This window comes from Pseudomonas haemolytica, assembly GCF_009659625.1.
Classification (GTDB): Bacteria; Pseudomonadota; Gammaproteobacteria; order Pseudomonadales; family Pseudomonadaceae; genus Aquipseudomonas; species Aquipseudomonas haemolytica.
In genome coordinates this window covers 385,658-403,219 of record NZ_VOIW01000004.1, presented here as the reverse complement: position 1 = coordinate 403,219, position 17,562 = coordinate 385,658, and the positions used below count along the sequence as shown (strand labels likewise).

General features: G+C 58.3%; 18 protein-coding genes and 1 tRNA gene. 11 read left to right on the top strand and 8 right to left on the bottom strand.

Annotation, left to right across the window (positions count from 1 at the left end; all coding sequences use genetic code 11):
* Window positions 1-8: 8 nt before the first annotated feature.
* From FRT59_RS15635 to FRT59_RS15600, 8 genes are all read left to right on the top strand, one after another.
* On the top strand, window positions 9-4,052 hold the full coding sequence (locus FRT59_RS15635; protein WP_153871613.1) for a TipJ family phage tail tip protein: 4,044 nt from the start codon (window positions 9-11) through the stop codon (window positions 4,050-4,052).
* Between the two features lie 58 nt (window positions 4,053-4,110).
* Complete coding sequence (locus FRT59_RS15630; RefSeq protein WP_236712917.1) at window positions 4,111-4,359, top strand: hypothetical protein; 249 nt, start codon at window positions 4,111-4,113, stop codon at window positions 4,357-4,359.
* Window positions 4,359-5,261, top strand: coding sequence for a hypothetical protein (locus tag FRT59_RS15625; protein ID WP_233100669.1), 903 nt, complete (start codon window positions 4,359-4,361; stop codon window positions 5,259-5,261). The genes FRT59_RS15630 and FRT59_RS15625 overlap by 1 nt, the downstream gene beginning before the upstream one ends.
* Before the next feature lie 154 nt (window positions 5,262-5,415).
* Window positions 5,416-6,114 (top strand): hypothetical protein, encoded by a 699-nt coding sequence (locus FRT59_RS15620; RefSeq protein WP_172832664.1) that lies wholly within the window; start codon window positions 5,416-5,418, stop codon window positions 6,112-6,114.
* Window positions 6,111-6,401: a hypothetical protein gene (locus FRT59_RS15615; RefSeq protein ID WP_014717932.1), complete on the top strand. Its 291-nt coding sequence runs from the start codon at window positions 6,111-6,113 to the stop codon at window positions 6,399-6,401. Before FRT59_RS15620 ends, FRT59_RS15615 begins: the two co-directional genes overlap by 4 nt.
* Entirely contained in the window at window positions 6,398-6,652 is a 255-nt protein-coding gene (locus FRT59_RS15610; protein ID WP_019816795.1) for a hypothetical protein, read from the top strand. Before FRT59_RS15615 ends, FRT59_RS15610 begins: the two co-directional genes overlap by 4 nt.
* Before the next feature lie 57 nt (window positions 6,653-6,709).
* Window positions 6,710-7,135 (top strand): cell wall hydrolase, encoded by a 426-nt coding sequence (locus FRT59_RS15605; RefSeq protein WP_038449286.1) that lies wholly within the window; start codon window positions 6,710-6,712, stop codon window positions 7,133-7,135.
* Window positions 7,135-7,662, top strand: coding sequence for a lysis system i-spanin subunit Rz (locus FRT59_RS15600; protein ID WP_153871611.1), 528 nt, complete (start codon window positions 7,135-7,137; stop codon window positions 7,660-7,662). The genes FRT59_RS15605 and FRT59_RS15600 overlap by 1 nt, the downstream gene beginning before the upstream one ends.
* A 539-nt stretch (window positions 7,663-8,201) precedes the next feature.
* Here FRT59_RS15600 and FRT59_RS15595 read toward each other — a convergent pair.
* Window positions 8,202-8,277 (bottom strand) — tRNA-Thr (locus FRT59_RS15595).
* An 87-nt stretch (window positions 8,278-8,364) separates the two neighbouring features.
* On the opposite strand from FRT59_RS15595, the gene FRT59_RS27380 reads away from it, so the two are divergent.
* Window positions 8,365-8,490 carry a hypothetical protein gene (locus FRT59_RS27380; protein WP_267911017.1) on the top strand — a complete coding sequence of 42 codons (126 nt, stop codon included), beginning with the start codon at window positions 8,365-8,367 and terminating at the stop codon, window positions 8,488-8,490.
* A gap of 241 nt (window positions 8,491-8,731) precedes the next feature.
* Here the strand turns inward: FRT59_RS27380 and FRT59_RS15590 are convergent, their stop codons facing one another.
* The 5 genes from FRT59_RS15590 to FRT59_RS15570 form a co-directional block, all read right to left on the bottom strand.
* Window positions 8,732-9,919, bottom strand: coding sequence for a methyltransferase (locus FRT59_RS15590; protein WP_153871610.1), 1,188 nt, complete (start codon window positions 9,917-9,919; stop codon window positions 8,732-8,734).
* Window positions 9,900-10,589 (bottom strand): ABC transporter permease, encoded by a 690-nt coding sequence (locus tag FRT59_RS15585; RefSeq protein ID WP_034117903.1) that lies wholly within the window; start codon window positions 10,587-10,589, stop codon window positions 9,900-9,902. Before FRT59_RS15585 ends, FRT59_RS15590 begins: the two co-directional genes overlap by 20 nt.
* 38 nt (window positions 10,590-10,627) lie before the next feature.
* On the bottom strand, window positions 10,628-11,323 hold the full coding sequence (locus tag FRT59_RS15580; protein ID WP_034117272.1) for an ABC transporter permease: 696 nt from the start codon (window positions 11,321-11,323) through the stop codon (window positions 10,628-10,630).
* A gap of 74 nt (window positions 11,324-11,397) precedes the next feature.
* On the bottom strand, window positions 11,398-12,150 hold the full coding sequence (locus FRT59_RS15575; protein WP_034117273.1) for an ABC transporter substrate-binding protein: 753 nt from the start codon (window positions 12,148-12,150) through the stop codon (window positions 11,398-11,400).
* Between the two features lie 13 nt (window positions 12,151-12,163).
* Window positions 12,164-12,937 carry an ABC transporter ATP-binding protein gene (locus tag FRT59_RS15570; protein WP_010213906.1) on the bottom strand — a complete coding sequence of 258 codons (774 nt, stop codon included), beginning with the start codon at window positions 12,935-12,937 and terminating at the stop codon, window positions 12,164-12,166.
* A gap of 555 nt (window positions 12,938-13,492) precedes the next feature.
* On the opposite strand from FRT59_RS15570, the gene gabP reads away from it, so the two are divergent.
* Window positions 13,493-14,884: a GABA permease gene (gabP, locus tag FRT59_RS15565; protein WP_153871609.1), complete on the top strand. Its 1,392-nt coding sequence runs from the start codon at window positions 13,493-13,495 to the stop codon at window positions 14,882-14,884.
* A 134-nt stretch (window positions 14,885-15,018) separates the two neighbouring features.
* Here the strand turns inward: gabP and FRT59_RS15560 are convergent, their stop codons facing one another.
* Both FRT59_RS15560 and FRT59_RS15555 read right to left on the bottom strand, forming a co-directional pair.
* A complete protein-coding gene (locus FRT59_RS15560; protein WP_034117275.1) occupies window positions 15,019-15,432 on the bottom strand; it encodes a hypothetical protein in 414 nt (137 codons plus the stop codon).
* A gap of 72 nt (window positions 15,433-15,504) precedes the next feature.
* Window positions 15,505-16,413 carry an alpha/beta hydrolase family protein gene (locus FRT59_RS15555; RefSeq protein WP_153871608.1) on the bottom strand — a complete coding sequence of 303 codons (909 nt, stop codon included), beginning with the start codon at window positions 16,411-16,413 and terminating at the stop codon, window positions 15,505-15,507.
* Between the two features lie 173 nt (window positions 16,414-16,586).
* On the opposite strand from FRT59_RS15555, the gene FRT59_RS15550 reads away from it, so the two are divergent.
* The gene (locus FRT59_RS15550; protein ID WP_153871607.1) at window positions 16,587-17,552 is read left to right on the top strand and encodes a bile acid:sodium symporter; all 966 of its coding nucleotides are present in this window, start codon (window positions 16,587-16,589) and stop codon (window positions 17,550-17,552) included.
* Window positions 17,553-17,562: the final 10 nt, after the last annotated feature.

Genomic DNA, 17,562 nt, shown 5'->3' with positions numbered 1-17,562 from the left:
GAAAACCCATGTCCAAAATCGCAACAGCGCCTGCTGCAAAGCATAGGCGCCGGCCTGCTGCTGCCCGCGTTTTGGGCGCCAAGGGCGGCGAGCAGAAGCCATACACGCCCTACAAAGCACCCGACACCGCGCTTTCGGTCGCGACCGTAAAACTGCTTTATGCCTTGAGTGAGGGGCCAATTGTTGGCTTGGTGGATGACAGACGGTCGGTAAAACTCAACGGTACGCCGCTGGTCTCGCCTGATGGTAGCGAGAACTTTCCCGGTACCGTTTGGGATTTCCGTCCGGGCACTGTGGATCAAGAGCACATTCCAGGCTTTCCGGCCATTGAGAACGAGGCGTCCCAGGGACTGCCGGTTGAGCTGAAATCGGATAACGCCTGGACGCGCGCGATCACTGATCAGCAGTTGTCGGCTGTGCGCATCCGGTTGTCCTGGCCGCAAATTTGGCAGGTCAAGACGAACGGTGACCAGATCGGCTACCGCATCGACTACGCCATTGATCTTTCTGTAGATGGTGGAAGCTATCAAACGGTTTTGTCGGCGACCCTGGATGACAAGGGGACAACCGAATACGAGCGCACCCATCGAATCGACCTACCCGAAGGTTTCACGAGCGCACTGGTTCGCGTGCGCCGGCTCACCCCTAACCGCAATGACTCCAACTTTGCAGACCTGATGCGCATCAAGGGGCTGACGGAGGTAATCGACAAGAAGCTGCGCTATCCGAACCTGGCGCTGGGCGGCCTGCAGTTCGATGCAAAGCAGTTCCAAGACACGCCGAAGGCCAGCTTCCTGATGCGCGGCCGCATTGTGCAGGTGCCGACCAACTACAACCCGGAGACTCGAACCTATACAGGTGACTGGAACGGCACTTTTAAGCTTGCCTACACCAACAATCCTGTCTGGGTATGGCGCGACCTGTTGTTGCATCGTCGCTACGGCCTGGGCCGTCGCATCACCGCCGACATGGTGGACCATTGGACGCTGTACGAGATCGGCCGCTATTGCGATGTGATGGTTCCAGACGGAAAGGGCGGCATGCAGCCGCGCATGACCACCAACGTCTACATTCAGGATTCGGTTGAGGGCTATGCACTCCTTTCTGACCTGGCCAGCGTGTTCCGTGGCAGCAGTTGCTGGAATGGTTCTCAGGTCACCATGGTGGCGGACATTCCGGGTAATGAGGACGGCTACGTCTTCACGCGCTCGAACATCATCGGTGAATTTGAGTACGTCTCCGCAGCGCTTCCTGATCGCCATACACGGGCGAAGGTGGCTTGGGACAATCCTGAAAACGAGTTCAAGACACAGCCGGCCCCCGTTACCAACGAAGAGCTGATCGGCGAGCTCGGCCACCGGATGCTGGATATCTCGCGTTTCGGCTGTACCGTGGAGGGAGAAGCAATCCGCCACGGTATCTGGGCGCTCAAGTCTGAGCAGTATGAGGAGTGGTCGGTAAGCTTCACCACCGGCATGGAGGGCCGCAACGTCGAGCCCGGCCAGATTATCTGCGTGGCTGATGAGTTGTTCTCGGGGCGCGCAAATGGTGGGCGTATCAGCGCCGCGACCAGGCGTGTGATCACGCTCGATATCGATGCCGAGGTGCACGAAGAGGATCGGCTAATCCTCAACCTACCCAGCGGCAAGACCGAAGGGCGCATCGTGAAGTCCGTCTCTGGCCGCTTGGTCACCGTCATGGCCGACTATTCGGAGCTCCCAGAGGCTGAATGCAGTTGGTCCGTGGAGAGCGCTGACCTGGCCGTGATGCGCTTTCGTGTGCAGACCATCGAGCCGCAAGGACTGCACCAGTTCAAAATAGCTGCCACTCAGCATGAACCCCTGAAGTACCATGCGATCGACACGGGTGCACGGATTGACCCGCAGCCAACGAGCATCATCCCGCCCGGGGTAATGTCTCCGCCGGAGAACATCGGCATCGAGGCGCGCAGCGTCGTGTCGCAGGGCATTGCCGTCACCAGTATGCGTATTACGTGGGATTCGGTGCCGGGGGCTATTGCGTACAACGTGGAGTGGCGCAAGGACAGCGGTAACTGGATCCGCTTGCCGCGCACTGGGAATCTCGGCGCGGACGTTGAGGGCATTTACAGCGGCCGCTACGTTGCGCGTGTCAGTTCGGTCAACGCCATGGACGTGGCCTCTATCTGGGGTACTAGCCCTGAGGTAGTACTGACCGGCAAGACCGGCTTGCCGCCGGCGGTGTCGTTCCTGACCACCACCAGCCTGATCTATGGCATCGGTATTCAATGGGGTTTCCCACCAGGTGCTGAGGACACGCAGCGCACAGAGCTTTGGTACAGCCAGTCTCCCGTTCTGGAGACTGCCACCAAGCTCAGCGACCTCAGCTATCCACAAGCATCGCATGAGATGCACAGTCTGTTGGCTGGGGCGAGTCTGTTCTTCTGGGCGCGTTTGGTGGACCGCACTGGCAATGTCGGCCCGTTCTTTCCAGTGCCTGGCGCGGTTAATGGCCAGGCCAGTTCGGATCAAGCGGAGTACGAGAAGTATTTTGCGGACAAGATCGGCAAGGGCGCCTTGTACCAAAGCCTGCGCGAAGAGATCGAGCTGATTACAGGCGATGGGCCTGGCTCAGTAAATGAACGCCTCGAGGAAGCCAAGCAAGAGCTGGAGGATCTGATCAAGCAGGTAAGTGATGCGCTCGCCTACGACCCTGCAAAACCATATCTTAAGGGCGACATCGTCCGGCTTGACCAACGCCTATACCAAGCAAAAGGCCCGGTGCCCGTGGGGGAGGCGCCGCCCGACGCAGACTATTGGACCGATATCGGCACCATCCTGGAAACAGCGAACGCGCTGGCATCCCAGGTCCAGATCATCGAAACCAAGATCGAGGAAATAGACGGCAAGGTGTTGGCGACCGCCACATCGGTAGAAGCGCTGCGCTCGGCGGCTCGTGGTGATGACGGCAGCGGAGACCTGGCCGGAGCCTTGAAGGCGTGGACGTCCACAGCAGACTTGGCTGTTGAGCGTAAAACCCGCGCAACTGAAAGTGATGCAATGGCTCAGCAGTTGATCACGCTCGGGGCTCAGGTGGGAGACAACAAGTCAGGGCTGACGACTCTTGAGCAGGTTGTCGCCTCCAATCGGGAGACAGCAGCAACCCAGGTCACACAGCTCAAGAGCGGGCTCACGGCAGTTTCAGGCCTCGTTGACGAGCAGGGCAAGACGATTGCAGGGCAGGGCAGTGCGATTGCAGGCCAGGCCGAGGCAATCACTGGGCTCGATACCAAGGTCACCAACTTGGATGGGCGGGTCACGGCTCAGGCGTCCAGTAACGAATCGCTGCGAGCTTCTGTGCGTGGTGATGACGGTGCTGGCGAGCTGGCTGGGGCGTTGAAGGCGTATGAGTCCACCGCAAGTATCGCCCAACAAATGCGCGTTGAAGCATCTCGCGAACTGGCAACTGCTGAGCGGTTGACGACCCTGCAGGCTGGGGTTGATGACGCGAAAGGGCTTATCCAGCAGGAGGAAAAGGTTAGAGCCACCGCGATAGATGTGCAGGCGAAGCGGACTGATACCGTCCAAGCCAGCCTTGGACAGACAAACGCCTCGGTTCAGCAGGTAAGCCAAGTAGTCGTAGGGCTCGATGGCAAGGTATCAGCACAAACCACCATTAAAGCTCAAACCATAGTTGATGGAAGGAGGGTTACTACGGGGCTTGCTTTTGGCTCAGATGGTGGACAATCGGAGTTCTTGATTTTCGCCCAGCGGTTTGCCGTTGTGAACGAGATTAACGGAGAAGTAATCCCGATGTTCGTGATCGAAAATAATCAGGTGGTCTTCAATACAGCAATCATTAGCAAGGCGTTTATCCAAGAAATTATTCTTGGAATGACACTGCGTTCAGAGAAAGTGGATGCAAATGGACTGCCGCTGATAGAGCTCGATATGCGCGCTGGTACTTTTGCTTTCCGAGGTGCCAATAGCGCCGGGAACTCGATGCTGCTCAATGCTGATGGCTTGAAAATGACCTACTCGAACGGCGTCGTCGGTATCGACATGAGGCTATAGCATGGTTGGACTAGTGATAAGGGATCGCGAAACGGGTCTGGTTAAGGTCGATATGACCATGAACATTAGCCAGACCCAGGGGTCAGTGGTCACCAACTCTGCAAACGGTTCAATACCTATCCCACCGCCACCAGCAGGTAAGACTCAGTTTTCAGTCGTTGTCCCACTTCAGGATCTGCAATTGGAAAAAGGAAAGCTCCCTGCAGCGGTTATCGCCAACGGTGTTCTTTCTTGGGTCTACCGCTATAACACCAATGGCTGGGGTAATTTTTCCGCCAATTGCATTATTTACTACGGTTATTATTAATGGCTAATCTCGTAGTTAAAAAACAGGATGGCAGCCTTTTATTTGATACAGGAAAAATAACATATGGATTAGTGAAAAGCGGAAACCTTCGCGTCATCGAGACATGGTGGCGGCGGAATTTCAAAGGTGGCAACGTTGATCCTAATTGGGGCGGTAATTGGACAGGGTCGGGTGTCAGCCCTAATGTGGCTTTGTCCGACGTGATTTATGGGTTTACTGTCGTCGGGGCTACCTCTCCAATTGTATTTCTCACTGGGAGCGGTTGTTTGCAGGGAACAAAGATCTCTGGCGACTCGATGACATTTCTCTACACCAATGCAAGCATAAGCACTAAGTTCTATTGTTTTGATTTAATGAAAGATGCACTCGCTGGATCACCATATCTAAAAACACGGCAAGCCGATGGCTCAATGACATTTAATTCTCTGCAATTGGCATTGAATGTGGTTGCTGCCATCCAAGCCCCCGCGCCTACTGGAACTCAAGAAACGCTATACCCAATACCGTCAGGAAGCAGACCCTACGCAAATGCTGTTCTAACTGTAGAGCAACGCCAGACGCCACCCAGTTACCAGTCAAATATATTCACCGCCAAGGTTACGATAAACATAAAGGCCGGCGTCGAGTATGCAGCCTATCTGCCCTGGAGCCGAGGCTGTCAAATCTGGCTTTATGGTGTCAATGAGACGAAGAATACATACCGTTACGGTGGAAGCGAAGGATGTGGCGGGACTGTTGGTGGTATTCAGTTTATGTTCGGGCCGGCAGGAGGGACCCCCGAAGATTACCCAGTTGTTGTGACGGGTACTCCAATGCCACCAAGCTTTTCGCAAGTGCCGACGGATCGGCTGCCCACTGCTTTGGTCATCGAAACGGCAAGCCTGCCATTTCCGTTTAATTAAACAATCAGCTTAACGAGCCCGCCGAGTGCGGGTATTTTTTTGCCTGGAGAGACTTATGGCTTCTTGGTACACGGAAGGAACAGTCGCAGTTACTAACGGGAGCACTGTCGTAACTGGGACAGGGACAAAGTTTTCTAATGCTCGTTCTGGGGACATGTTTGCCGGCCCTGATAATGGGATTTATCAGGTGATCAACCCGTCGAGTGAAACGGCCATTTCGATCTCGCCAGCCTATCGAGGGGCGACAGCGACCGGCGCTGCGTACGGTGTTGTACCGGTCAACGGCTATCCCAAGGCGCTGGCTGATGCAGTGAACCTGATGGTTCAACAATGGGGCTCCACCCTGGCAGGGCTTGGCCCTCTGTCGAGCGCCGCTATTGCGCCAGTCGCCAACGGCGGTACCGGTGCCTCGACAATTGTGGGGGCTCGGGCTGCGCTGCAGTTGAAAACCGGTGCATTGGCTGATGTTGTTGGCGTCGTCGCCAGCGGCGCGATCCTGGAGTCGGGAACCAACGCGAATGGCAGTTACACCAAATTCGCTGATGGCACCTTGATCTGCACTAACACGATTTTGGTAACAGCCACCATCGCGCCTGGCGCATCGATCAGTCCTTCTATCACCCCGGCTCATGCCTTCGTAGGCTCCCCGCTGGTCTCGACTGCGCTGGTGTTCTACACCGCAGGGCAGGGTGCGCAGATTTACGCATCAAAACAGTTCTATGGACTGTCGGGGTCATTCATCAACACGGGGGTCTCGGCGTCTGCGTCGTTCCCAAGCTTCACCGCTTTGGGCAATAACACTGCCTATTCCTATGAGTTTCGATTTAGCGCTATCGGGAGATGGAAATCATGATTATTAAATTGTCGCCACAGCGGCGAGATGACGAACTGATCGTTTCCAAGCGCAGCGATGTGCTGACTATCAATGGTGAGCGCTTCGACTTCCGCGGAGTGCCTGAAGGTGCAGTGCTACCGAGTTCAGCTGTGGACTGTGATTTTGTTGTGGGTGACATCACGCGTATCGACGGTGAGTTGACGCTGACCCTGCTGTTGCCGTGCGGCGATGACGCCTCACCCGCAGCGAATTACCCCGCCGATATCGTCAACCCGCCAGACGGCAATGTGAGTCTTCCCCAATGAGCAATATCGATTTCAGCAAGATGGTTACCGCCGAGCAACGTCATGCAGATGAAGAGCGTGCCGCCCTTGAGTCCGTTCTGTCATCGCGTCGCGCTGCTTACCTGTCCGAGTCCGACCCGCTCAGACTGGAGGCCGACTACGACGCCTTGAGCCGTGGTCTGGAGCCTGACTACACCGCGTGGCTTGCCTCAGTGGCCGCGATCAAGGCGCGTTTCCCTTTACCGGTGAGCGCTTCCGCTTTAGACGCCTAAAGCCACCAGTACACCGCTACCCGCCTTGAGCGGGTTTTTTATTGCCTGGAGAAAAGCATGAATGCAACCGAGAAAGACCGGGACATCCTGGCGCGCACGCTGTGGGGGGAAGCTCGCGGCGAAGGACTGGCCGGACAGATCGCCGTGGCCTGGACCATCCGCAACCGCGTATTCGATGGAAAGGCCAAGTCCTGGTGGGGGGAGGGTTACGCCGGCGTTTGCCTGAAACCCTGGCAGTTCAGCTGCTGGAACCAGAACGACCCGAACCACGCGTACCTGAGTGGCGCCAAGCCGATTCCTGCAGCTCAGTTCGCCCAGGCGCAGCGTGCAGCTGACCAGGTGATGGCGGGCGTGGTGCCGGATCCAACCGGCGGCGCCACGCACTACTACGCAACCACGATGCCCAAGGCCCCGGCCTGGGCGGCGAAGGCCACGCAGACGCTGCGCCTTGGTCACCATGTCTTCTTCAAGGATGTGCCGTGATGACGCCGATGCAGAAGCTGATCGGCCTGGGGCTGGCAATCCTGCTGGCGCTGGGCATCGGCTTTGGCGGGGCATGGCAGGTTCAGGACTGGCGTCTGGGCAAGAAGCTGGCTGAGCGTATTGCGGAGCAGGGCGCCCGCCACCAGACGGAACTGGATGCAATCACTGGCGAGGCCTGGCGTCAGCAGGCGGCCGAACAGGATAAGCGCCTGGCCACCGAGCAACAGCTCGCGATCCAGGACCAACACCACACCAAGGAATTATTCGATGTCCAACGCAACCAGGCTCGCCTGCGTGACCAGCTTGCTACTGCTGATGTCCGGCTGTCAGTCCTCCTTGCCGAGGATCCAGCCAGTAGCTGCAACGTGCCTACCACCACCGGCGCCGTCGGCGTGGTTCATGCAGCCCGTCGAGCCCAACTTGACCCAGCGCATGCTCAACGAATTATCGCCATCACCGATGTCGGCGACCAAGGATTGATCGCGCTGCGTGCCTGCCAGGCGTACGTCAGGGAGGTCTTACGCTAAGCTGATCTCACACGACGGGTCAGGTGCAAGGATGTGGCAATGGATCATTACCAAATATGGATGGCAGTTCTGCTGACGTCAGTCTGGGTTTTCGCTGTGTCGATCGTCATCTACTCAATAATAGAGTGACGAGGCCCTGAATTCGCCATACCTCCAGGACCTCTATTCCCACCACCATCCCTCAATGCCAGTGAGCGTGAGCGGACGGTACCAAATGTTTTTATGAAAACCAATTACGCTGATGGCCTGCTGGAAAAGCAAAGCCCCGAAGTTCGTGGCTTCAGGGCTTCTATTTTCGCCTCCATCCCTTAATGGTTGACGAACGTGGCCGGAAGATTACCAGCGGTCTTCGAATATTTCATTACGACTATAGGAGATTGTGTTCGGTCAGCAGGGCGCCGATGGGGGGGGAGCGTTTCAGATAAACGGCACCGGCCGATTCTGTGGATAACTCAGGTGCCGTGTAAAACAATGTACGTCTATTTGTACGTTTGGCAGAAAAACAAAAGGCCTGCATCGCTGCAAGCCCTTGTTTTAAATGGTGCCGGCACCAGGAGTCGAACCCGGGACCTACTGATTACAAGTCAGTTGCTCTACCAACTGAGCTATACCGGCGTGTTAGGGCGACGATTATAGCGATTGGAAAGGTTCTGTAAACCCCTGAATTCTGACTATTTTTGCAGAAGGTAAGGTTTTTTTTCGATGGCCGCTTTTTTGCTGCATCGATGGCGCTCTGCAATCGGGCTGGATAACGTGAGAATGCGGCTGGCCAGTGACGGTATCGACGCGGTCTGCCTGTTGCTGAAGGCGCCTAAAAAGATCGCATAAAGTGCGCTTTAGATGCTTAACGCCAGATGCTTATGCACAATCGGTTGGTTGGAGCTGTCACCAAACAGCCATTTTGTGCGGCCGTTCTCAACACGTCGCAACTGCCTGTTTTGCGTGCGTTTTATTTTGTGAACAAAAAATGACCAGGCTTGCTTTTGGCCTGGAGTGCCGATAACTAAGGGCTCTGTAACGAATTCATCAACAGACTTATCCACAGGACGCGTGTAGGAAATTTTGCCCCCTAATCGCGCGCGGCCAGCACCATCAAATTGCGTGGTGTCAGCGTTGATTCACAGAAGCTGCCTATCTCAACGTTGTAGCCCTGTTCCGTCAGAAAGAGTGCTCGGTCCAGCACCAGCCACATTTCCAGTGGGCGTCGAAACAGGCCCCGCACTAATTCCAGGTTTCGCACTTCGGCCAGGCGACGCCAGCCGTGGGCTTCCAGCGCTGCCCAATCGTGTTCACCTGTGGATAAACCCTTGAGGCTCGCCAGCTCCCGGCAATAGTCGGCGTAGGGTTTATCCAGCCAACCGGCGGGTAGGGATGGCGTCGGCAGGTATTCGTCGCAGCCACGTAGTTGCCGCTGCAATCGGTCAAAGCCCAGGCGCCGGGCCATGGAGGTGTCCCGTTGCTGGCGTACGCGGTTGCCGGCGGTGACGGTTTCGCTCAGGGGTAGCCCCAGATCATCAATCGACAGTTGCAGCAGGGACGCGCGCCCGGCAGCCGACAATGCCTGATAGCGGTCGGCGCTGATGCGGTTGTAGCAGCAGGGCGCCAGCGCCAGCTGTTTGCAGCCGGCAGCGCTGGCCAATTGCAGTAGGCGCACATGCAGGTCGCCGCAGGCATGCAGGGCGACGGGTGTGTGTTCGGGGTTGATCGCCATATCCGTCATCACGTCTTGCAGGCGATGGTTGGCGACCAGGCCATGGTGGTCACTCAGGGCCTGGCCGGACGCGATCAGGGCTGGGTCGTGTTCCAGGCAGGTCAACTGTTGGCCGGGTTGCAGCAGGCGACGGCCGAGATGGCCTTTGCCGGCGCACCAGTCCAGCCAATGGACAGGCGTTTGGGCAAAATTCAGCGCAGCGCCGAATGCTTCGATCTGTTGCCACTTGCGCCCGGGCACGTCGACATTCAGGCGGTGGCGAGCAGCTTCAAGGGTGTGGGTGGGTAACTTGTCCACAGCACTGAGGCGCAGCGCTTGAGCGGCCAACTGTGGAAAAGGTGCGGGTGCAGGCAGCTCGTGGGGTTGGCTGTGACTGGCTTCGGCCTCGGCCAGCGAGCGCTGGCGTAGCCATTGGGATAACTCGGGATGCTCGGTTTCCCAGGGCAACTGCAGTTGGGTAAAGGGCCGTGGTCGCCACAGCCCTTGATGCTCGATCAGGAACTCATCCAGCGCCTTGAAGCGTGCCTCAGCGTCCCTGGCACGCATCGACGCGCAACCATTTTTCCAGCAGTTTGAAGCCGCGTACCAATACGTAGGCCATCAGCAGGTAGAACAGCCCGGCCGCAAAGAAAATCTCCACCGGCAGGTAGGTGCGGGCAATGATGGTCCGCGCCATGCCGGTCAGCTCCAGCAGGGTCACGGTACTGGCCAGGGCGCTGGCCTTGAGCATCAGGATCACTTCGTTGCTGTAGGCCGGCAAGCCGATGCGCGAGGCGCGTGGCAGGATAATGTAGAACAGGGTCTTGGGCTTGGACATGCCCAGGGCTCGCGCCGCTTCGATTTCACCTGGTGGGATGGCCTGGATTGCACCGCGCAGGATCTCGGCGATATAGGCCGCGGTGTGCAGGGTCATGGTAGCGGTGGCACACCAGAATGGGTCGCGCAGGTACGGCCACATGAAGCTTTCACGTACGGCATCGAACTGTGCCAGGCCGTAATAGACCAGGAACAACTGCACGAGCAACGGCGTGCCACGGAAGAAGAAAATGTAGCAATAGGGCAGTGCGCTCACGTACCAGCGGCGCGAAGAACGCGCGATGCCGAGTGGGATCGCCAGCAGCAGGCCAGCGATTACGGCGATTGCCACCAGCTCCAGGGTCAGGGTTGCGCCTTGGGCCAACTTCGGCAGCCACTTGATGATCACGGCCCAGTTCAGGCCGAGGTCGAAGTGTGATAGCCAGCTGTAGTCGCCGCTCATTGGGTACTCCTTGCAAAGCCGCGGGCGGCGCGTTTTTCCAGGAAGTGCATGCCGGTCATGGCCAGTACGGTCAGGCCCAGGTACATGAATGCCGCGACCATGAAGAAGGTGAACGGTTGCTTGGTGACGGTCACGCCGATCTGCGCGTGGCGCATGATTTCTTCAAGGCCGATCACCGACACCAGCGCGGTGTCTTTCATCAGGATCATGAACAGGTTGCCCAGGCCGGGCAGGGCGATGCGCCACATCTGCGGCATGATCAGCCGTGTGAAAATTCGAAACTTCGACAAGCCCAGCGCCACACCAGCTTCGCGGTGGCCTTTGGGGATGGCGAGGATCGCGCCACGGAACACTTCCGTGGCATAGGCACCAAAGCACAGGCCCAGGGCGATGACCCCGGCGGCAAAGGCACTCAGGGAAAGGTCGGGGTTGCCAAAAAACTCCCCGAGGGCACGCATCAGGTTGACCGTGCCGAAGTAAATCAGCAGCACCCACAACAGCTCGGGAATGCCGCGAACGAGGGTCGAATAAGCACCGCCCAGCCATTGCAGTGGCTTGTACGGTGAAGTCTTGGCCAAGGCGCCGGCAAGGCCGAGCACCAGCCCCAGGCACAGGGCCGTGAGCGCCAGCTTGACGGTCATCAGCGCGCCAGCGGCGAGCGCCGGGCCGAATCCGTAGAGATCGAAATTCATGGTGTTTTCATATCGCGGCAGGCATTGCTGAAAGCCGACGCGCGCCAGGGAGCGCGCCGGGCAGGCCGTTCAGGTCATTCGATGCTGAACGGGAAGTACTTGTCGTTGATTTTTTTGTAGGTGCCGTCTGCCTTGATCTCTGCCAGGGCTTTGTTCAGGCGCTCGCGCAGTGGGTCGCCCTTGCGTACGGCGATACCGATCTTGTCGCTTTCTACTACTGGGTCGCCTTTGAACTCATAGGCCGAGCCGTCTTTGCTCTTGAGCCACTCGTATTGCACGTACTTGTCGGCGAGGATGCCGTCCAGGCGACCCGAGGTCAGGTCGAGATAGGCGTTTTCCTGGGTGTCATAGAGCTTGGCTTCAGTGTCCGGCAGCTTGTCTTCCAGGTAGGTGCCGGCCAGCGTTGCACGCTGTGCACCGATCACCTTGCCTTTCAGGTAAGTGGCGTCGGTCTTGAAGTCCGCTGTGGCTTTCGGCGCGATGAATTGCAGCTTGTTGGAGTAGTACGGGTCGGTGAAGTCGACGGCCTGCTTGCGCTCATCGGTGATCGACAGCGAGGAGACCAGGAAGTCGAACTTCTTGGCGTTCAGGGCCGGAATGATGCCGTCCCAGTCGGACACATACACTTCGCACTTCTCGACTTTCATCTTGGCGCACAGGGCATCGCCGATGTCTTTGTCGAAGCCGACAACGTTGCCGCTGGCGTCTTTATTGTTGAACGGCGGGTAGGCCGCTTCGATCCCCATTTTCAGGGTTTCTGCCATGGCCGTGGCGCTGAATGCCATCGAGACGGCCGCGGCCAGAAGGAATTTTTTATAGTTCTGCATGCATGTTGCTCCGTTAGCGGTTGCTGGACATGAATTGTTTGCAGCGCGCCGAAAGCGGGTTTTCAAACACCTGCTGTGGCGATCCTTGTTCTTCGACCAGGCCCTGGTGCAAGAACACCACTTCGCTGGACACCTGACGGGCGAAGCCCATTTCGTGGGTGACCAGCAGCATGGTGCGGCCTTCTTCGGCCAGGGCACGGATCACATTAAGTACTTCCTGAACCATTTCCGGGTCAAGGGCCGACGTGGGTTCGTCGAACAGGATGACCTTGGGCTGCATCGCCAGGGTGCGCGCAATCGCGGCCCGCTGTTGTTGGCCGCCGGAGAGTTGAGCAGGGTAGGCGTGGCGCTTGTCGGCGATACCGACCTTGGCCAGCAGGGCCTCGGCTACTTCTATCGCCTCGGCCTTGCTTTGGCCGAGCACGCGGCGAGGGGCCTCGATGATGTTGTCGAGGATGCTCATGTGCGGCCACAGGTTAAAGTTTTGAAACACAAAACCGATTTCGCTGCGCAGGCGGTTGATCTGCTTGCCGTCGGCGGCCATCAGCTCGCCGTTTTTCGCGGCCTTGAGCTTGAGTTCTTCGCCGGCCACCAGGATCTGGCCCTGATGCGGGTTCTCCAGCAGGTTGATACAACGCAGGAAGGTGGACTTGCCGGAACCGGAGGAACCCAGGATCGAGATCACGTCGCCGTCGCGAGCGGTCAGCGAGATACCTTTGAGTACCTCCAGCTCACCATAGCGTTTATGCAAGTTGCGGATTTCAAGCGCGGGCGTGGCCTCGGCCATGTGCGGTCCTCATTGTGTTCGTTGCGTTCTTCGCTGTTGGGCCGCCTTCCTGGCGAGGCGCCAAGCTAGCATAGCGTTTGGATGACAGCCAACAGCGCTGCGGACGGTTAAGCGGTGGTCTGCGGCAGTGTGTCGCATCGGCGCAGCAGCGTGTCGCGCCATCAACAACCTACAGACGTTTGAACCCGAGTAATCCACAGGCTTCGCGTAAAAAAGGGCGCGATGGTGCCAGCTTTGGCCGGGTGTTGGAAGGGTTAACCGGGTAAACGGTCCTCATCAGCCCTTTTACGGGGCGTCACGTACTTTTTGTGTGTGTTTTTGGTGCGGTGATCGGTGTTGGATGTGGGTCGCCCGGTAACGCTATAGCGGAATGCCATTGTTCTCAAAGACTTGCGATGACCGTTGAATTGTCCGAAAGCCCGCGTCAATTGTGGCTCTGTAATATTTTGGCGCAAATCTTGCGTAAAAAATAAAGAACGCCCTGTTGGTTTCTTTTCACGAGAAAGGTTGCAGGCCGGGCGGAGCGTTTTCGCAATTCCTCGCAAAGGTGTGTCAATGAGTAGTACGCAAAGCTCCAATGACCTCGAACAGGGGCTCAAACCGCGTCACGTCACCATGCTGTCGATTGCCGGCGTTATCGGTGCCGGTCTGTTTGTCGGCTCCAGCCACGCAATTGCCGCTGCCGGCCCGGCTGTGCTGTTGGCCTACGCGGCCGCCGGTACGCTGGTGGTCTTGGTGATGCGGATGCTGGCCGAGATGGCCGTTGCGTCACCGGACACGGGTTCGTTCTCTACGTATGCCGACCGGGCAATCGGCCACTGGGCCGGTTTCACCATCGGTTGGTTGTACTGGTGGTTCTGGGTGCTGGTGATTCCGTTGGAAGCCAACGCTGCAGCGACCATCCTGCATGCCTGGTTCCCTGATGTGGCGATCTGGGCCTTTACCCTGATCATTACGCTGCTGCTGACTGTGACTAACTTGTTCAGCGTCAAGAACTACGGTGAGTTCGAGTTCTGGTTCGCGCTGATCAAAGTCGTGGCAATCGTGGGCTTCGTGATCCTCGGCCTGGCGGCGATTTTCGGCTTCTTGCCCAACAGTCAGGTCAGCGGTGTTTCGCACCTGTTCGACACCCAAGGCTTCATGCCGAACGGCATGGGCGCGGTATTGGCGGCGATCCTGACCACCATGTTCTCCTTCATGGGCACCGAGATCGTCACCATCGCCGCGGCGGAATCGAAGAACCCCGGCCAGCAAATCACCAAGGCCACCAACTCGGTGATCTGGCGGATTGGTTTGTTCTATCTGCTGTCGATCTTCATCGTAGTGTCGCTGGTACCTTGGAACGATCCGACCCTGGCCGCCGTAGGTTCCTACCAGACCGTGCTGGAACGCATGGGCATCCCGAACGCCAAGCTGATTGTCGACCTGGTGGTGCTGGTTGCCGTGACCAGCTGCCTCAACTCGGCGCTGTACACCGCGTCGCGCATGCTGTTCTCCCTCGGTCGTCGCGGTGACGCGCCCGCTGTCGCCAAGCGTACCAACAAGAGCGGCACGCCTCATTGGGCGGTGTTGCTCTCTACGGGTGCTGCATTCCTGGCGGTATTCGCCAACTATGTGGCCCCGGCGGCTGTGTTCGAGTTCCTGCTGGCCAGCTCCGGCGCCATCGCCTTGCTGGTGTACCTGGTAATTGCCGTGTCACAACTGCGCATGCGCCAGAAGCGTACGGCGGCGGGCGAGAAGATCGTCTTCAAGATGTGGCTGTTCCCTGGCCTGACGTACGCGGTGATGGTGTTTATCGTCGGTACGTTGACCATCATGCTGTTCCAGGAAGCGCATCGGGTCGAGATCATCGCGACAGGGATCTTGAGCTTGCTGGTGGTAGTGGCGGGGTTGTGTGTGGCGAGCCGTCGCAAGGCCCAACGAGTGGGCGCAGCGGCGCTGAGCTGATGAAATGCGGTGTTTGATACGCCGCAATCCAAATGTGGGAGGGGGCTTGCTCCCGATAGCTGTGTGTCAGTCAGTACATCGGGTACTGATACACCGCAATCGGGAGCAAGCCCCCTCCCACATTTTGTTATGTGTCAGTCTGCTGAATTTGTCAGCGCCTGGGACGCTGCTACGTAATCGGCCTGGAATTGCGGCGACTCGATCCACGCCAACGCAGCGGCCTCGTCATCGCTGTCGGTGGCCCACTGCCGGTATTCAATCAGCGCCGCCAGGATAAAGTCAGTCGCTTCCTCTTCGCCTTCCTGCTCCAGCACCAGCGCCAGCAGCGGGTGTGCGAGGAATACGGCACACAACGCCTGCTGGCTGATCTCGCCCGCGGTGCGCATCTCGACGAACAGCTCGGTCAAATCCACCGACTCAAGGTCGATGCGGCTGTCATCACCGGCAAAAGCGTCCGGCTTGGTCGCGACGGCGCGCTGGGTACGATTCTGCTTGGCCTTGGCCTTTGCGCGGTGGGCACGTTTTTGCTGCTTGTTCGGCGAGGCCATGGGCTCAACGTCCTTGGGTTCTGGATCTGGGTGACGTATTGAAGCGCAGGTTGTGGCAAATCCCAAGGGATTCTAGATGCGCCGGCCGGGTGTGCCTTGCTTCAGCTCGGCGTGTTGCAGCCACGCCAGTGCAATCGGCCACAGCCGATCTTGATATTCGCTGCGGAAAAATGCGAAATGCCCGACTGTTTCCTCAGCAATATCTTCGGGGGCGATTCTCAGGTGGGTACGCTCGCTGCTTTCGAAATACTCCAGCAACCGCTCAATGGCCGCCACTGTGCCAAACGGATCGTCGGTAATGCTGATGGCGAGTATCTGCGCCTTTACTCGGGAGAATGGCAGCTCGCCCAACGTAAGCCCGCTGGGGCGAGTCTCGTACCTGGGTGTCGGCGTGCCCCAGTCCCGCACCACGCCGGCCGGCGTATCCTCCAGCCAGCCCAGGCGCTTGCCGGGGAAATATCCGCATACCGTAGTGACCAACGGCATCACCACATGCCATTTGCCGAACATCCGCCAGCGCAGGCTCGCCGCGTAATCACGCCAGTAGGCGAACTGTGCACCTACCGTGACGATTCGCCGAATCGCCGCGCCAGACGCTGCCAGCCCTGCTGCGCAACCACCAAAGCTGTGGCCGACCACGTCAATCGGCTGCCCCGGAAACTCGCGTTGCGCCCGTTGCAATATCGCCTCGAAATCCAGGGCGCCCCAATCCGACCAGGAGGCCTTGAAGCCGCGTAACGAACCGCTGCGGGATTCGCCGATGCCGCGGTAGTCGTAGGTGATGACATCGAAGCCATGTGCGAACAGGTAGTCGGCGAAGCGGGAATAGTGGCGGCAACGTACGGAGGTGGCGGCGTTGATGATGACGACCGGGCGAGTGGGGTCAGTTCGGATATGGCGCCAGGTGAAGCCACCGAGGAGGTAATCGTCGCTGGCGGTCTCGCGGAACGCTTCTGGGGCAGGTCGAGTGGGCAGGTTCATCGGTCGCCTCAATCCTTGCGCTTTTTAGGTGTGGGTGGCTGGGGCCGCACGCTTTTATAGAAACCGAAATTAACAAATTTAGCGCGACGTGGTGCACAGCAATGACTGCAATGCTCGACCTTACCTGCACGGGTGCTTAGGCTGGCAGTCTATTGATCCGCCAGAGCCTGACCATGACCCGCGACACCCTTGAGCACAATCAGATCCCTATCTACTTCGTTGCGGTCTTCCTGGCTGTCACGTTCGGCGTGCTCGCTCCCTTATCCGCCCACGGTCTCAATCTTCTGGTCACCCCCGCCATCGCCGTGCTGATGTACGCGATGCTCCTGCAAATCCCCTTTCTCGACCTGCGCCAGGGCCTGGGTAACAAGCGTTTCATGGCGGCCTTGCTGTTGGCCAACTTCATCCTGGTGCCCTTGCTGGTGTGGGCGCTGACCCGTGGCTTGGTAGAGCGCCCGGCGTTGCTGGTTGGCGCGCTGTTGGTATTACTGACGCCCTGTATCGACTACGTGGTGGTGTTTACCCACATCGGCAAGGGCGATTCGCGCTCGATGTTGGCGGCAACTCCGCTGCTGTTGTTGCTGCAACTGGTGCTGTTGCCGGTGTACCTGGGGTTCATGCTGGGGGCGCAATCTGCGGTGGTGGTAGCTGCGGGGGCGTTTGTCGAGGCGTTCGTGTGGTTGATTGTGGTGCCGATGATCCTGGCGGTGTTGACCACCTCTCTTTCGCGGCATTCAAGCGCCATCAGCCGTTGGTGCGGCGCCTGGGGCTGGTTACCGGTGCCAGCGATGGCGCTGGTGCTGTTTGTGGTGATCGCTGCGCAAATCACCTCGGTGGTGCGGGATATCAGCCTGCTGTTGCCGGTCATTCCGATCTACGTGGCTTTTGTGGTGCTGGCGCCGTTGATGGGGATTTTGGCTGCGCGGCTGTTCGTGCTGCCGGCTTCGACGGCGCGGGCGGTCACGTTCAGCGCCTCTACGCGCAACTCGCTGGTGGTATTGCCGTTGGCGCTGGCTTTGCCGGAGGATGTGCGTGGGTTGGCCGCCACGGCGGTGATCCTGCAAACCCTGGTCGAATTGGTGGCCGAGTTGGTCTACGTTCGCCTGATCCCGGCGGTGGTGTGGCCCGCAAGTCGTTAAAAGCGTGAAT

What these genes read in the sequence shown, in the direction of transcription:
- FRT59_RS15625 (WP_233100669.1), top strand. Translation starts at nt 4,359, where the DNA reads ATGGCTAATCTCGTAGTTAAAAAACAGGATGGCAGCCTTTTATTTGAT.
- FRT59_RS15610 (WP_019816795.1), top strand. Translation starts at nt 6,398, where the DNA reads ATGAGCAATATCGATTTCAGCAAGATGGTTACCGCCGAGCAACGTCAT.
- FRT59_RS15635 (WP_153871613.1), top strand. Translation starts at nt 9, where the DNA reads ATGTCCAAAATCGCAACAGCGCCTGCTGCAAAGCATAGGCGCCGGCCT.
- FRT59_RS15570 (WP_010213906.1), bottom strand. Translation starts at nt 12,937, where the DNA reads ATGGCCGAGGCCACGCCCGCGCTTGAAATCCGCAACTTGCATAAACGC.
- FRT59_RS15605 (WP_038449286.1), top strand. Translation starts at nt 6,710, where the DNA reads ATGAATGCAACCGAGAAAGACCGGGACATCCTGGCGCGCACGCTGTGG.
- FRT59_RS15630 (WP_236712917.1), top strand. Translation starts at nt 4,111, where the DNA reads ATGAACATTAGCCAGACCCAGGGGTCAGTGGTCACCAACTCTGCAAAC.
- FRT59_RS27380 (WP_267911017.1), top strand. Translation starts at nt 8,365, where the DNA reads ATGGCCGCTTTTTTGCTGCATCGATGGCGCTCTGCAATCGGGCTGGAT.
- FRT59_RS15575 (WP_034117273.1), bottom strand. Translation starts at nt 12,150, where the DNA reads ATGCAGAACTATAAAAAATTCCTTCTGGCCGCGGCCGTCTCGATGGCA.
- gabP (WP_153871609.1), top strand. Translation starts at nt 13,493, where the DNA reads ATGAGTAGTACGCAAAGCTCCAATGACCTCGAACAGGGGCTCAAACCG.
- FRT59_RS15620 (WP_172832664.1), top strand. Translation starts at nt 5,416, where the DNA reads ATGTTTGCCGGCCCTGATAATGGGATTTATCAGGTGATCAACCCGTCG.
- FRT59_RS15600 (WP_153871611.1), top strand. Translation starts at nt 7,135, where the DNA reads ATGACGCCGATGCAGAAGCTGATCGGCCTGGGGCTGGCAATCCTGCTG.
- FRT59_RS15555 (WP_153871608.1), bottom strand. Translation starts at nt 16,413, where the DNA reads ATGAACCTGCCCACTCGACCTGCCCCAGAAGCGTTCCGCGAGACCGCC.
- FRT59_RS15615 (WP_014717932.1), top strand. Translation starts at nt 6,111, where the DNA reads ATGATTATTAAATTGTCGCCACAGCGGCGAGATGACGAACTGATCGTT.
- FRT59_RS15550 (WP_153871607.1), top strand. Translation starts at nt 16,587, where the DNA reads ATGACCCGCGACACCCTTGAGCACAATCAGATCCCTATCTACTTCGTT.
- FRT59_RS15580 (WP_034117272.1), bottom strand. Translation starts at nt 11,323, where the DNA reads ATGAATTTCGATCTCTACGGATTCGGCCCGGCGCTCGCCGCTGGCGCG.
- FRT59_RS15590 (WP_153871610.1), bottom strand. Translation starts at nt 9,919, where the DNA reads ATGCGTGCCAGGGACGCTGAGGCACGCTTCAAGGCGCTGGATGAGTTC.
- FRT59_RS15560 (WP_034117275.1), bottom strand. Translation starts at nt 15,432, where the DNA reads ATGGCCTCGCCGAACAAGCAGCAAAAACGTGCCCACCGCGCAAAGGCC.